This window comes from Streptomyces albiaxialis (genome assembly GCF_039530985.1).
Taxonomy (GTDB): Bacteria; Actinomycetota; Actinomycetes; order Streptomycetales; family Streptomycetaceae; genus Streptomyces; species Streptomyces albiaxialis.
On sequence record NZ_BAAAPE010000001.1, the window covers coordinates 855,536 to 867,696 of the forward strand.

The window sequence follows — 12,161 nt, forward strand, 5'->3', positions numbered from 1 at the left end:
AGGTGCACTGAAGAGAGGAACCGGAGAACCGATGGGGGGACGGATCGCGAGGCAGCGCCATGGCACACGCACACGCACCCGCACACGGACATCTCCCCCGGACCCCGATGCCCGCGCCCGTCCGGCGCGGCCTCGCCGCGCTCACCGGCCCCGTGCTGGTCGGGCTCGTCTACGGCCTGTGGGCGCTCGCCATCCAGCGCAAGGGAGAACCGGCCACCGGCGGTGAGATCCTGCTCTCGGTCGTGGCCGGTGTCGTCGTCGCCGTCGTCTTCCACGTCCTGCGCCACCAGGCGCGACGGCTCCAGGACGAGACGCGCGCCGCCGCGTGGGGCGTCTCGGCCGGGATCGCGGTGGGCTTCCTCCACAGCCTGGTGAACACCAGCGTCCTGTGGTCCGGCACGCTCGGTTTCTTCGTCGCACTCGGAGTGATCCCCCTCGCCTACTACCGCTTCGCCGAAGTGGAGAAGTGACGCCCCGGCCGTCTTCCTCCGCCGCCGCGACACAATGGGCGCATGAGTGAGAGCCAGGGTGAGAGCCAGGGGATGCCCGACTGGGAGAAGCGGTTCCGGGCGGCGCGCGTGTCGCTGCCGTCGTGGGCCGAGGACGCGCCGGAGCGGTCGCTGTTCATCTCGAACGCCACGGGCACGTTCGAGCTGTATACGTGGGACCGTACGGGCGGCGAGCAGCGGCAGGTCACCGACCGGCCGAACGGGACGACCGACGGGACGCTGACCCCCGACGGCAAATGGATCTGGTGGTTCTCCGACACCGACGGGGACGAGTTCGGCGTCTGGATGCGGCAGCCGTTCGGCGGCGGCGAGGACGAGCCCGTGGCCGACCTGCCCGCCTCGTACCCGGCCGGGCTCGCGCTGGGCCGGGACGGCACCGCCGTCATCGGCCGCTCCACCGACGAGGACGGCACGACCCTCCACGTCGTACGGCCCGGCGAGGCCGGGTCGCGCGAGATCTACCGGCACCGGGAGTCGGCCGGGGTCGGCGACCTGTCGCACGACGGCACGCTCCTCGTCATCGAGCACACGGAGCACGGCGACGCGATGCACTCGGCGCTCCGCGTCGTACGGACCGCGGACGGGACGACCGTCGCCGAGCTGGACGACAGCGAGGGCGGCACCAAGGAGCTGGGCCTGTCGGTGCTGGGCTTCGCGCCGGTCTCCGGGGACCAGCGGCTGCTCGTCGGACACCAGCGGAACGGCCGCTGGGAGCCGATGATCTGGGACCCGGTGTCGGGCACCACGTCCGAGCCCGCGCTGGACCTGCCCGGCGACGTCGAGGCCGAGTGGTACCCGGACGCGAGCGCGCTGCTCGTCTCGCACAGCCGCCACGCCCGCGACGAGCTGTGGCGGTACGAGATCGCGACGGGCGCCCTCACCCGCATCGAGACGCCCGCGGGGTCCGTGCTCTCGGCGACGGCCCGCCCCGACGGCACCGTCGAGTTCCTGTGGTCGTCCGCCGCGCGCCCGCCGCGCGTGCTCTCGACGACCGGCGAGGTCGTCATGGACCCGCCCGGCATGAAGGCGCCCGCCTCCGTGGCCGTCGAGGACGCGTGGGTGGAGGGCCCGGGTGGCACGGTCCACGCGCTGGTCCAGAAGCCGGAGGGCGAGGGTCCGTTCCCGACCGTCTTCGAGGTGCACGGCGGCCCCACGCACCACGACACCGACGCGTTCGCGGCCCAGCCCGCGGCCTGGGTCGACCACGGCTTCGCCGTCGTCCGCGTCAACTACCGCGGCTCCACCGGCTACGGCCGCGAGTGGACCGACGCCCTCAAGCACCGCGTCGGCCTGATCGAGCTGGAGGACATCGACGCCGTACGCGAGTGGGCCGTCGGCTCGGGCCTCGCCGACCCGGAGAGGCTGGTCCTGGCGGGCGGCTCCTGGGGCGGCTACCTCACCCTCCTCGGCCTCGGCACCCAGCCCGAGGCGTGGGCGCTGGGCCTCGCGGCCGTGCCCGTCGCGGACTACGTCACGGCGTACCACGACGAGATGGAGGCCCTGAAGTCGATGGACCGCACCCTGCTCGGCGGCACGCCCGAGGAGGTCCCGGAGCGCTTCGAGGCCTCGTCACCGCTGACGTACGTCGACAAGGTCCGCGCGCCCGTCTACATCTCGGCCGGGGTGAACGACCCCCGCTGCCCCATCCGGCAGGTCGAGAACTACGTCGACCGGCTGAAGGAACGCGGTCACCCCCACGAGGTCTACCGCTACGACGCCGGGCACGGCTCCCTCGTCGTGGAGGAGCGGGTCAAACAGGTGCGGCTGGAGATCGGCTTCGCCCTGCGTCATCTTCCGGGGACGGCTCAGGGGGCTCCGGAATGAGGCCCAGCGCCGCGTCCTTGGCGATCTCCCGCTCGCGGCGGAAGAGCCGGAACCACATGAAGATCACGAACCCGGCGAAGACGAACCACTCCGCCGTGTAGCCGAGGTTCTGGAAGGCCTTCATGTCGAGGCCGGTGTTGTCGGGCGCGACCGGCGGCACCGGCCTCAGCGGCTTCTCGGTGTGCTGGACGGTGAGCCAGGCGTTGTGCACGTCGTACGGGACCACGTTCACCAGGCCCGCCGCGCTGATGAAGCCGAGCTGCCCCTTGGGCAGGCCCCCGGCGGCCCCGGGCCCGGCCGCCTCGTGCGACTCCGAGGCCTGCAGGACGCCCTTGACGGTGACCTCGCCGCGCGGCATCGGGGGCACGTCGGCGGCGTCCGGCTTCCCCGGCAGCCAGCCGCGCACGACGGGGATCGCCTTGCCGCCGTCGGTGCGCAGCAGCGAGAGCACATACGCGCCGGACTTCCCGTCCAGCGTCCTGTCGGGCACGAGCAGGGGGTGACCGGTGTCGTACCGGCCCCGCGTCTCCGCCGTACGCCCGGCGGTCTTCTCGGTGATCGGCAGCAGCGAACCCAGCGGCTCGGCCTTGGCGTGCGCCGCCCGCGAGGCGTTGTCCTGCTGCTCCCGGTGGTTGTCGACGCGGGCGTCGAACCGCCCGAGCTGCCAGCTCCCCATCAACAGACAGACCGGGATCGCCAGCACGGCGAAGATGTTGATCCCCCACCATCGTGGAGTCAGCAGGAACCGGTACACATCCCTACGGTACGTCCGCACGCGGGGCCCGCCGCCATCGGGGCTCTCCTCCTGGGCCGCGACGCCCGGCAAGGGCAGCCCCTGTGCGGCGTCAAAAGGCGCTGAAGGCTACTTCGCCGGGAGGACGCCCGTGCGGTAGACCGTGCCGCCGCACGCGCCGTCCACGACGGCGTCCGCCGCCGCCGGAGTGCCGACGTCGGGCGTGTGGCTGATGACGACCTTGGGGTCCTCGCCCGTGCCGCCCCCGCTGTCGCCGCCGCCCGTCGCGCCGCCGTCGCCGGGGCCCTCGCTGCCGCCCGTGCCGCCGCCCGAGTCCGTACCGCCCGTGGTCTCGCCGCCGCCGCTCGTCTCGGCGCCCGCGGTGGGGGGCTCCGCGTCGGTGGCGGCGCCGCTCTGGGCGCTCGTCTCCGGCGAGGGCGTGCTGTCGGCGCACGTCCCGCCCTGGTTGGGCACCCAGGCGAAGCGGACCAGGTACGACTCGCCGGGCTTCAGCACCAGTTCGTCGCTCTCGGCCGCCGGGTCGGGCAGTCCCGTGGCCGGGTCTCCCGGGGTGTGGACGGCGACCTGGACCCGTGCCCGCGCGTTCCCCTCCGTGGACGCGCCGACCATGCCCTCGCCGTCGACCGTGCAGGCGTCGCCCGAGGTGTTGGTGACGCGGAAGCTGCCGTAGACCTTGCCGTCGGCGCCGGGGGAGCCGGCCTGCGACGAGCCGTTGCCGAGCTGTTCGCGGCCGCAGGTGGGCGCGCTGGCCACGAGGGAGTCGCTGGGGTCGGCCCCGCCGCTCTCCTTGCCGCCGGACGGCGAGGAGGGGTCGGTCTTGTCCTTGTCCTTCTCGTCCTTGTCCTTGCCGTCCTTGCCGCCGTCCTTGCCCCGCTGCTCGCCCTCCTTGCCGCCGCCGGACTCGGAGCCCTCGCCGGGGCCCTGGGTCTCGCCGTGGCTGCTGGAGGCGGTCAGCGGATGCCGGTCGTCGCCGACGCCGGGCACGACGCCGCCGTAGAGCAGCGCGGGGATGCCGACGACCGCGACGAGCGCGGCGGCGACCACGCCGACCAGCGCCTGGCGCCGGTGCTGGCGGCGCGCGGGCACGGCGCGCTGGAGCGCTTCGAGGGATTCGGGCGAGGGCTCGATGTCGCGGACGCTGTCCTGGAGGAGCCGGCGCAGCGCCTGCTCCTCGGAGTCCATCCCGTCGCCGTGAGCGCCGTTCGTACCGGAATCGTTCGTCCCGGAACCGTTCGTCCCGGGGTCGTCCGTACCGTTCGCGCGGTCGTCACCGCTGCCGCCGCCCGGCCCGAGCAGGCCGTCGCTCATGAGGCTGCCTCCATGGCGGTACGGAGGGCGGCGATGCCGCGCGAGCCGTACGCCTTGACCGAGCCGAGGGAGAGCCCGAGCACCTCGGCGACCTGGGCCTCGGTCATGTCGGCGAAATAGCGCAGCACGAGGACCTCCCGCTGCCGTCGCTGGAGGCCACGCATCGCCTGGATCAACTGGTCCCGTTCGAGCTGTTCGTACGCCCCCTCCTCGGCGCTCGCCATGTCGGGCATCGGCTTCGAGAGGAGCTTGAGGCCGAGTATGCGGCGGCGCAGCGCGGAGCGGGAGAGATTGACGACGGTCTGGCGGAGGTAGGCGAGCGTCTTCTCGGGGTCACGGACGCGCTTGCGCGCGGAGTGGACGCGGATGAACGCTTCCTGCACGACGTCCTCGCAGGAGGCGGTGTCGTCGAGGAGCAGGGCCGCGAGCCCGAGCAGGGACTTGTAGTGCGCGCGGTAGGTCTCGGTGAGGTGGTCGACTGTGGTGCCCGCTGCCATCGCGTCGTCAGTTTCCCCACGCTGTCCGGGCATGGGGGCGGGGCGCGCGGCCGGCCATGGCGCGATCACGGGCATGCCTCCGGCCGTGATGCCGGAGCGCCCAGGGGCCGTTGCGATTCCGAGTACCTCTGCCACGCTTGTTGGACACACTTCCCCCCGTCAGGGTTGTACGCGAAAGGCACTGTGCCAAAGGATGCGCTGAATGCCGTCATACGTACCAGCTCTTCCTCGATGCCCCAATTTCCACAGTTACTTGCCCTCCCCCAAGCTCTCCGAGCAGGGGGTCCCCCTTCACCCCGTGGAAGTCCCTGGCAGCGGAAACAAAGACGCTCCCCGCCTGCCTGCCGGTTGCAGGGAGGCGGGGAGCGAAATTCTCCGTCAGGAGACGTGCGACCCGCCAGTGGCCAAGGGCCCCGCGTGGTCACACATGCTTCACATGCGGAGCGTCGTACCTACGTTGTGCGTAGACGGCGTACGTACGCGTCCCGTCCGTGACGTCTAGCGACCGGTCCCGCCGTAGACGACCGCCTCGTCGCTCTCGCTGTCGAGGCCGAACGCCGTGTGCACCGCGCGCACCGCGTCGTTCACGGCCTCCTCGCGCGTGACCACCGAGATGCGGATCTCGGATGTCGAGATCAGCTCGATGTTCACGCCCGCGTTGGAGAGCGCCTCGAAGAAGGTCGCGGTCACGCCCGGGTTGGTCTTCATCCCGGCGCCGACCAGCGAGATCTTGGCGATCTGGTCGTCGTAGCGCAGCGAGTCGTAACCGACGGCGCCCTGCACCTTCTCCAGCGCGGCGACGGCCTTGCGGCCCTCGGCCTTCGGCAGGGTGAAGGAGATGTCCGTCAGGCCGGTCGACGCGGCGGAGACGTTCTGCACCACCATGTCGATGTTGACCTCGGAGTCGGCGATCGTACGGAAGATCGCCGCGGCCTCGCCCGGCTTGTCGGGCACCCCGACGACCGTGATCTTCGCCTCGGACGTGTCGTGTGCGACACCCGAGATGATCGCCTGCTCCATCGACTCTTCCCCTTGCCCGTCCGGCTGCTCGTTGCTGACCCACGTGCCCTTCAGGCCGGAGAAGGACGACCGCACGTGGATTGGGATGTTGTAGCGGCGCGCGTACTCCACGCACCGGTGCAGCAGCACCTTGGACCCGGAGCTGGCCAGCTCCAGCATGTCCTCGAACGAGATCCGGTCGATCTTCTTCGCCTTCTTGACGACCCGGGGGTCGGCGGTGAAGACGCCGTCGACGTCGGTGTAGATCTCGCAGACCTCGGCGTTCAGCGCGGCGGCCAGCGCGACAGCGGTCGTGTCGGACCCGCCGCGGCCGAGGGTGGTGATGTCCTTGCTGTCCTGCGACACGCCCTGGAACCCGGCGACGATGGCGATGTTGCCCTCGTCGACGGAACTCTGGATGCGCCCGGGCGTCACATCGATGATCCGCGCCTTGTTGTGCGCGGAGTCGGTGATCAGACCGGCCTGGCTGCCCGTGAAGGACTGCGCCTCGTGTCCGAGGGATTTGATCGCCATCGCCAGCAGGGCCATGGAGATGCGCTCTCCGGCGGTCAGCAGCATGTCGAACTCGCGCCCGGAGGCGACGGGAGAGACCTCTCCCGCGAGATCGATCAGCTCGTCCGTCGTGTCACCCATCGCCGACACCACGACAACCACCTGGTTGCCGTTCTTCTTGGCTTCGACGATTCGCTTGGCAACGCGCTTGATGCCTTCGGCATCGGCAACGGAGGAGCCGCCGTACTTCTGCACGACAAGGCCCACGTGTGCTCGCTCCTCGTAACTCACTCCGGGACCGTTCCAGCCGGGCCCCGCGTCGGCTCAGTCTAACGAGCGGCCGGAATCGTCCCCTCTGGCATCAGTATGTGAGACGCCCGAGGCACCGAGTGCCACTCATCATCCGACCCGGCACCTGCCCCCCGTCCCCGGGTGCCACACGGAAACGTGGCGTGACTCACAGCCGACCGCCCACAGGGCGGGCGCTAGGGGGTGTCTGACCAATGAGCGCGGGAGAAGGAGCGGTGTCTGGTGCGTGCGCTCGCAAGGCGCCGGAGCGCCCTCGTAGCGGAGCTACCAGGGCGATTCGGCAACGCCGCGAGCGTGCGTGCCGGACACCGCGACGCCGCGGGCATTGGTCAGACACCCCCTAACGCGAGGCGTACGGGAGGAGGGCCATCTCGCGGGCGTTCTTGATCGCGCGGGCGAGCCGGCGCTGCTGCTGGGACGTGACGCGGGTGACGCGGCGGCTGCGGATCTTGCCGCGGTCGGAGATGAACTTCCGCAGCAGATCGGTGTCCTTGTAGTCGATGTACGTGATCCCGGCGGCGTCGAGCGGGTTCGGGCGGTGCTTGGCCGGTTTGCGGGCGTCGGCGGTACGGCGCGAGGGCATGTCCGGTCTCTCCTTGCGGTCTACGAGGGGGTGCTGAGCAGGTCGTCGAAGGCGCCCGCGTAGCGGCGCCAGGCCTCGGGGCCGCCCGCGTGCTCCGCGTCCGTCAGCACGCAGGAGTCGAGCAGCGCGCCCAGCCCGTCGGTGTCCAGGCCGGGCGCCGTGAAGACCAGGTGCTGGCCGCGGTCGCCCTGCACCGGGTGCCAGTCGAGCGCGGCGGCGGCGCGGCGTACGGGCGGGACCATCTCCCAGGCGGCGTCCGGCAGCGCGGCCAGCCAGGGCCCGCGCTCCTCGACGCACAGGGCACCGCCCGCCGCGTCCCACGACAGCAGCGTGTCCGGCCGGTCGGCGAGCCAGAACCGGCCGCGGCTGCGCACCGCCACGCAGGCCAGCTCCTGGAGCGCCGCGTGCAGCCGCGCCGGGTGGAAGGGGCGCCGCGCGCGCCAGACGAATGTCGTGACGCCCTCGGCGTCGGCCTCCTGCGGCAGCAGCGCGCACGCCGGGTACTGCCGTGCCGCGGCGGCGCCCACGTCGAAGCCCTCCGTCGCCGCGCGGCCCAGCTCCGCGCCGTCCTCGGCACGGACCCGGCGGGCCACGGGGTGGAGCTGGCGCAGCAGCTCCCGGTCGGCGTCGTCGGCCTCCTCCTCGCCCCCGGCCAGCACCAGCACGGGCGCGTATTCGAGCTGCCGCGCGAAGGTGTCGGCGACCGTGCGCTCGTCCGTCGGCGCCGCCGCCAGTCCGGCCTCGGAGAGATCGTCGGCGGCGGCGAGGTACGGCAGGACCAGCGCCGGGTCGACGGCCGTCAGCACACCGGTCACCTCCAGCGCGTCCGCGCTGTGCGCGGCGACGACCTCGGCCATCGCCTGCGGCTCGACCGAGTCCCACAGCTCGACGACGGCCAGCGCGCACGTACGGGAGTCAGCGAGCCGCAGCAGCTCCGGCACGAGGTCCTCGCGCAGGGCGCAGCAGGCGCAGTTGTTGACGAGCGGCGCCTCACCTTCGTCGAGCGCCCCCTCGTGCGACCGTACGGTGCGCCGTACGCTCCCCTCCGACGCGGCGGCCGACAGGTCGTGATGCAGCGCGACGGCGCCGGGCACCGCGCGCAGCAGCCCCTCGACGGCCGCCTGCCGCGCCTCGGCGTGCAGCCCGGCGACGAGCACGACGGGCAGCCGCTCCTCGCCCCCGTTCACTTCCCGCCCCGGCCGTAACGGCGCTCGAAGCGCTCCACGCGCCCCGCGGTGTCGATGACGCGCTGCGCGCCGGTGTAGAAGGGGTGGCTCGCCGAGGAGATCTCGACGTCGATGACGGGGTACGTCGCGCCGTCCTCCCACTCGACGGTCCTGTCGCTGGTCGCGGTGGACCGCGTCAGGAACGCGAAGCCGGCGGCCCGGTCGCGGAAGACGACGGGGCGGTACGGGGGATGGATCCCGGGTTTCATCTCGCTCCTCCCTCTCTCTGTCTCTCTGTTCTCTGCTTCTCAGCGCTCTTCGCGGAACGCGACGTGGCGGCGGGCCACGGGGTCGTACTTGCGCAGCTCCAGCCGGTCGGGGTGGTTCCGGCGGTTCTTCCGGGTCACGTACGTGAAGCCGGTGCCGGCCGTCGAGCGGAGCTTGATCACGGGGCGTAGGTCGTTGCGGGGCATGTCGGCTACCCTACACAAACGACAATCATTTTCAATAAAAGGAGGGAGTCGCCCCATGGCGAAGAAGAGCAAGATCGCGAAGAACGAGCAGCGGCGCGAGGTCGTCGCGCGCTACGCCGCGCGCAGGGCCGAGCTGAAGGAGATCATCCGCAGCCCGGACACGCCGGAGGCCGAACGGATCGCCGCGCAGGCCGAGTTGCGCCGCCAGCCGCGCGACGCGAGCGCGACCCGCGTCCGCAACCGGGACAGCGTGGACGGCCGCCCCCGCGGCCACCTGCGCGCGTTCGGCCTCTCGCGGGTGAACCTGCGCACGATGGCGCACGCCGGGCAACTGCCCGGCGTGCGCAAGTCGAGCTGGTAGCCCAGCCCGTAGAAGTCGTGCCCGGGAGCGGGCAGGACTCAGCCCCAGATCTCCTTGACCCACTCGGGGTGGTCGATGAACGGGTTCCGGTTGTGCTGGAACTTCTCGAATATGACCTCGTTGCGGTTCTTCTCGAAGTCCGAGGGCGGGTCCTGCTCGTTCCACTTCTTGAGCGCGGACAGCTTGCCGTGCAGCGGCTGGGACCCGTTCTCGACCTTGTCGTTGGGCTCCAGGTCCGGGTAGTCGTCCTTGCCCTCGTACCGGACGGCCATGTAGAGGATCATGCGGGCGACGTCGCCCTTGACCTCGTCGCGGGGCTCGTAGGAGTCGCCGTCGGTGAAGTTGCCGGGGGCCTCCTCGACCTCCTCGCCGCCCTCGTCGAAGTCCTTGCTGCCGCGCGTGCTGTTGACCGAGACATCGGTCGGGCGCAGGTGGTGGATGTCGGTGCCGGGGCCGGTCGCGGTGCCGAAGTCGCCGTGCGACTTGGCCCATACGTGCTCGCGGTTCCACTGGTCGGCGCCGCCTCCGTTGTCCTCCTTGGACTGGGAGCGGCCCGTGTAGAGGAGGAGCACGTTGGACTTGTTCGCCGGGTCCTCGTCGGTGGCCTTCAGCGCCTCCCAGACCTGGTCGTAGGAGAGCTGGTCGCCCTCGCTGATGATCGTGTTGAGGGCTGCCTTCAGCTCGTCGCCGGTCTTGCCCTCGGCGTCCTTGTAGTAGTCGCCGGGCGCCTCGGCCGCGGCCTGCTGCGTGGCCTGCTTCTCGGCCTGCGGCGGCTCGGCGGACGCCGTCGCCGGGAGCTGCGTCAGGGCGCCGGCGAGCAGCGCCGTACTGCCGAGCAGCACCGCGGAACGACGCCAAGTGACGCGCGTAGAAAGAAGATTGCGCATGGTGGGGGGCCTCTCCGTTTCCGGGAAGGGAGCGCAGAGAGAACAGCACATGACCGGTGGGTGGCCGGTACATGACAAGCTACTGTTCGAACTGACGCCCCAGGGGCATACGTCCGTGGCAGCTTGCCACAGAGACGTACGCCCCCGTAAGACCCCGCGATTCGGGCGTTCTTGAGGCTCGGGCGCGCTGGAGGCTCGGGCGTTCTTGAGGCTCAGGCGTTCTTGAGGCCGAGCGGCGCGGCGATCTCCGCCGCCATGACCTTGCCCGCCTCGGCCTCCAGCTTGCCGTCGTCACCGTCGGCGTCGCTGTCGGTGTCCAGCCCGTTCAGCTCGTCGAGCGGGGTGTCCAGGCGGACGTGCGCGACCAGCGACTGGAGCGCGCGCAGCGCGGCCGAGGCGGTCGGGCCCCAGTTCGAGAGGTACGAGAACTGCCACCACCACAGCGCCTCGGACACCCGGCCCGCTCGGTAGTGCGCCATGCCGTGCCGCAGGTCCGTGACGACATCGGCGAGGTCGTCCGAGATCCGGCAGGCGACGGGCGCCGAGCGCGGCACGTACGGATCGAAGACCTCCGAGTAGACATCGACCGGGTCCAGCAGCGCCGCGAGCCGCTCGCGCAGCTCGTCGACGTCCGGCTCCGGGCCGACGTCCGGCTCGTACCGCTCGTCCGGGACGATGTCCTCGTGCGCGCCGAGCCGCCCGCCCGCGAGCAGGAGCTGCGAGACCTCCAGCAGCAGATACGGCACGGCGCTGTCCGGGTCGTCTCCCCTCGCCACCTCGGCGACCGAGACGATGAAGCTCTCGACCTGGTCGGAGATCTGGACGGCGAAGTCGTCGGGCGCGTCCTTGATCGAGTTCAGCGTGGCGTCAGACATCGAGCAACCTTCTCCCCTCAAAGGCACGCCCAAGCGTGACCTCGTCCGCGTACTCCAGATCTCCCCCGACGGGGAGGCCGCTGGCCAGTCGCGTCACCTTGAGCCCCATGGCGGAGACCATGCGCGCGAGATACGTGGCCGTGGCCTCGCCCTCCAGGTTGGGATCGGTGGCCAGGATCAGTTCTGTGACGGTGCCGTCCGCGAGGCGGGCCAGCAGTTCCCGTATCCGCAGATCGTCCGGGCCGACGCCCTCGATCGGGCTGATCGCCCCGCCGAGCACGTGGTACCGGCCCCGGAACTCACGCGTCCGCTCGATCGCGACGACGTCCTTCGGCTCCTCGACCACGCAGATCACCGCGGGATCGCGGCGCGGGTCGGCACAGACCCGGCACTGCTCCTCCTGCGCGACATTGCCGCAGACGGCGCAGAATCTGACCTTCTCCTTGACCTCGGTCAGCGCGTGCGCGAGGCGCCGGACGTCCGCGGGCTCGGCCTGGAGGATGTGGAAGGCGATCCGCTGCGCGCTCTTGGGACCGACGCCGGGCAGCCTGCCCAACTCGTCGATGAGGTCCTGGACCACGCCTTCGTACACGGAAGCTCCGCTCTGCCTCTGCCGCTGCCCCGGCCGCCGGCTCTGCCGTCGGCTGCCTGTACTGCTCTCCGTACGTTAGTTGCCCGTACGGCGCTCTAGAAGGGAAGCCCCGGCATTCCGCCCAGGCCCTGTGCGAGGGGGCCGAGCTTCTGCTGCTGGAGCTCCTGCGCGGCGCTGCCCGCGTCGCGGACGGCCGCGAGGACCAGGTCCGCGAGGGTCTCGGCCGTCTCCTCGGGGGAAGCGGCCTCCGGGTCCACGGCCTTCGGGTCGATGACCAGGCCCCGGAGCTCGCCGGAACCCGTCACGGTCGCCTTCACCAGGCCCCCGCCCGCCGAGCCCTCGACAGGGGTCTCGGCCAGCTCCTGCTGGGCCGCGGCGAGGTCCTGCTGCATCTTCTGGGCCTGCTGCAGCAACTGCTGCATATCGGGCTGGCCACCACCGGGAATCACGTCTTGGCTCCTGGCTCGCTTGACGACGTCTTGCTGGCTGCTCCGAGCCTACGTGCTCCCCG

General features: G+C 71.4%; 15 protein-coding genes. 3 read left to right on the forward strand and 12 right to left on the reverse strand.

Annotation, left to right across the window (positions count from 1 at the left end; translation table 11 throughout):
- Positions 1 to 59 precede the first annotated feature (59 nt).
- The gene (locus ABD343_RS03685) at positions 60 to 470 is read left to right on the forward strand and encodes a hypothetical protein (RefSeq protein WP_344523859.1); all 411 of its coding nucleotides are present in this window, start codon (positions 60 to 62) and stop codon (positions 468 to 470) included.
- 42 nt (positions 471 to 512) lie between these two features.
- Positions 513 to 2,333: a S9 family peptidase gene (locus ABD343_RS03690; protein WP_344523861.1), complete on the forward strand. Its 1,821-nt coding sequence runs from the start codon at positions 513 to 515 to the stop codon at positions 2,331 to 2,333.
- Here ABD343_RS03690 and ABD343_RS03695 read toward each other — a convergent pair.
- The 8 genes from ABD343_RS03695 to rpmG form a co-directional block, all read right to left on the reverse strand.
- Positions 2,260 to 3,087, reverse strand: a complete 828-nt coding sequence (locus ABD343_RS03695; protein WP_344523863.1) for an SURF1 family protein — start codon at positions 3,085 to 3,087, stop codon at positions 2,260 to 2,262. The two genes, ABD343_RS03690 and ABD343_RS03695, sit on opposite strands and share 74 nt — an antisense overlap.
- A 108-nt stretch (positions 3,088 to 3,195) precedes the next feature.
- Entirely contained in the window at positions 3,196 to 4,395 is a 1,200-nt protein-coding gene (locus tag ABD343_RS03700) for a hypothetical protein (protein WP_344523864.1), read from the reverse strand.
- Positions 4,392 to 4,967 carry a SigE family RNA polymerase sigma factor gene (locus tag ABD343_RS03705; protein ID WP_344523866.1) on the reverse strand — a complete coding sequence of 192 codons (576 nt, stop codon included), beginning with the start codon at positions 4,965 to 4,967 and terminating at the stop codon, positions 4,392 to 4,394. Before ABD343_RS03705 ends, ABD343_RS03700 begins: the two co-directional genes overlap by 4 nt.
- A 423-nt stretch (positions 4,968 to 5,390) precedes the next feature.
- Positions 5,391 to 6,671 (reverse strand): aspartate kinase, encoded by a 1,281-nt coding sequence (locus tag ABD343_RS03710; protein WP_344523868.1) that lies wholly within the window; start codon positions 6,669 to 6,671, stop codon positions 5,391 to 5,393.
- Between the two features lie 382 nt (positions 6,672 to 7,053).
- A complete protein-coding gene (rpsR, locus tag ABD343_RS03715) occupies positions 7,054 to 7,296 on the reverse strand; it encodes a 30S ribosomal protein S18 (RefSeq protein ID WP_344523870.1) in 243 nt (80 codons plus the stop codon).
- Positions 7,297 to 7,316: 20 nt separating this feature from the next.
- Positions 7,317 to 8,483 carry a CobW family GTP-binding protein gene (locus ABD343_RS03720; RefSeq protein ID WP_344523872.1) on the reverse strand — a complete coding sequence of 389 codons (1,167 nt, stop codon included), beginning with the start codon at positions 8,481 to 8,483 and terminating at the stop codon, positions 7,317 to 7,319.
- The gene (locus ABD343_RS03725) at positions 8,480 to 8,731 is read right to left on the reverse strand and encodes a type B 50S ribosomal protein L31 (protein ID WP_344523874.1); all 252 of its coding nucleotides are present in this window, start codon (positions 8,729 to 8,731) and stop codon (positions 8,480 to 8,482) included. The genes ABD343_RS03720 and ABD343_RS03725 overlap by 4 nt, the downstream gene beginning before the upstream one ends.
- A 39-nt stretch (positions 8,732 to 8,770) precedes the next feature.
- Positions 8,771 to 8,935 (reverse strand): 50S ribosomal protein L33, encoded by a 165-nt coding sequence (gene rpmG, locus ABD343_RS03730; RefSeq protein WP_344523876.1) that lies wholly within the window; start codon positions 8,933 to 8,935, stop codon positions 8,771 to 8,773.
- 55 nt (positions 8,936 to 8,990) lie between these two features.
- Here rpmG and rpsN point away from each other — a divergent pair, with 55 nt between their 5' ends.
- A complete protein-coding gene (gene rpsN / locus ABD343_RS03735) occupies positions 8,991 to 9,296 on the forward strand; it encodes a 30S ribosomal protein S14 (protein ID WP_344523878.1) in 306 nt (101 codons plus the stop codon).
- 38 nt (positions 9,297 to 9,334) lie between these two features.
- Here rpsN and ABD343_RS03740 read toward each other — a convergent pair whose 3' ends face one another.
- The 4 genes from ABD343_RS03740 to ABD343_RS03755 form a co-directional block, all read right to left on the reverse strand.
- Positions 9,335 to 10,183, reverse strand: coding sequence for an endonuclease I family protein (locus ABD343_RS03740; RefSeq protein WP_344523880.1), 849 nt, complete (start codon positions 10,181 to 10,183; stop codon positions 9,335 to 9,337).
- A 212-nt stretch (positions 10,184 to 10,395) separates the two neighbouring features.
- Positions 10,396 to 11,058: a DUF5063 domain-containing protein gene (locus ABD343_RS03745; protein ID WP_344523882.1), complete on the reverse strand. Its 663-nt coding sequence runs from the start codon at positions 11,056 to 11,058 to the stop codon at positions 10,396 to 10,398.
- A complete protein-coding gene (gene recR, locus ABD343_RS03750; RefSeq protein ID WP_344523884.1) occupies positions 11,051 to 11,650 on the reverse strand; it encodes a recombination mediator RecR in 600 nt (199 codons plus the stop codon). The genes ABD343_RS03745 and recR overlap by 8 nt, the downstream gene beginning before the upstream one ends.
- 95 nt (positions 11,651 to 11,745) lie before the next feature.
- Positions 11,746 to 12,072: a YbaB/EbfC family nucleoid-associated protein gene (locus ABD343_RS03755; RefSeq protein ID WP_344524375.1), complete on the reverse strand. Its 327-nt coding sequence runs from the start codon at positions 12,070 to 12,072 to the stop codon at positions 11,746 to 11,748.
- Between the last annotated feature and the right edge of the window lie 89 nt (positions 12,073 to 12,161).

Excerpts from the sequence above, each read along its gene's own strand:
- ABD343_RS03685 (WP_344523859.1), top strand. The coding sequence starts at position 60 with ATGGCACACGCACACGCACCCGCACACGGACATCTCCCCCGGACCCCG.
- ABD343_RS03690 (WP_344523861.1), top strand. The coding sequence starts at position 513 with ATGAGTGAGAGCCAGGGTGAGAGCCAGGGGATGCCCGACTGGGAGAAG.
- ABD343_RS03700 (WP_344523864.1), bottom strand. The coding sequence starts at position 4,395 with ATGAGCGACGGCCTGCTCGGGCCGGGCGGCGGCAGCGGTGACGACCGC.
- ABD343_RS03705 (WP_344523866.1), bottom strand. The coding sequence starts at position 4,967 with ATGCCCGTGATCGCGCCATGGCCGGCCGCGCGCCCCGCCCCCATGCCC.
- rpsR (WP_344523870.1), bottom strand. The coding sequence starts at position 7,296 with ATGCCCTCGCGCCGTACCGCCGACGCCCGCAAACCGGCCAAGCACCGC.
- ABD343_RS03725 (WP_344523874.1), bottom strand. The coding sequence starts at position 8,731 with ATGAAACCCGGGATCCATCCCCCGTACCGCCCCGTCGTCTTCCGCGAC.
- rpmG (WP_344523876.1), bottom strand. The coding sequence starts at position 8,935 with ATGCCCCGCAACGACCTACGCCCCGTGATCAAGCTCCGCTCGACGGCC.
- rpsN (WP_344523878.1), top strand. The coding sequence starts at position 8,991 with ATGGCGAAGAAGAGCAAGATCGCGAAGAACGAGCAGCGGCGCGAGGTC.
- ABD343_RS03740 (WP_344523880.1), bottom strand. The coding sequence starts at position 10,183 with ATGCGCAATCTTCTTTCTACGCGCGTCACTTGGCGTCGTTCCGCGGTG.
- ABD343_RS03745 (WP_344523882.1), bottom strand. The coding sequence starts at position 11,058 with ATGTCTGACGCCACGCTGAACTCGATCAAGGACGCGCCCGACGACTTC.
- ABD343_RS03755 (WP_344524375.1), bottom strand. The coding sequence starts at position 12,072 with ATGCAGCAGTTGCTGCAGCAGGCCCAGAAGATGCAGCAGGACCTCGCC.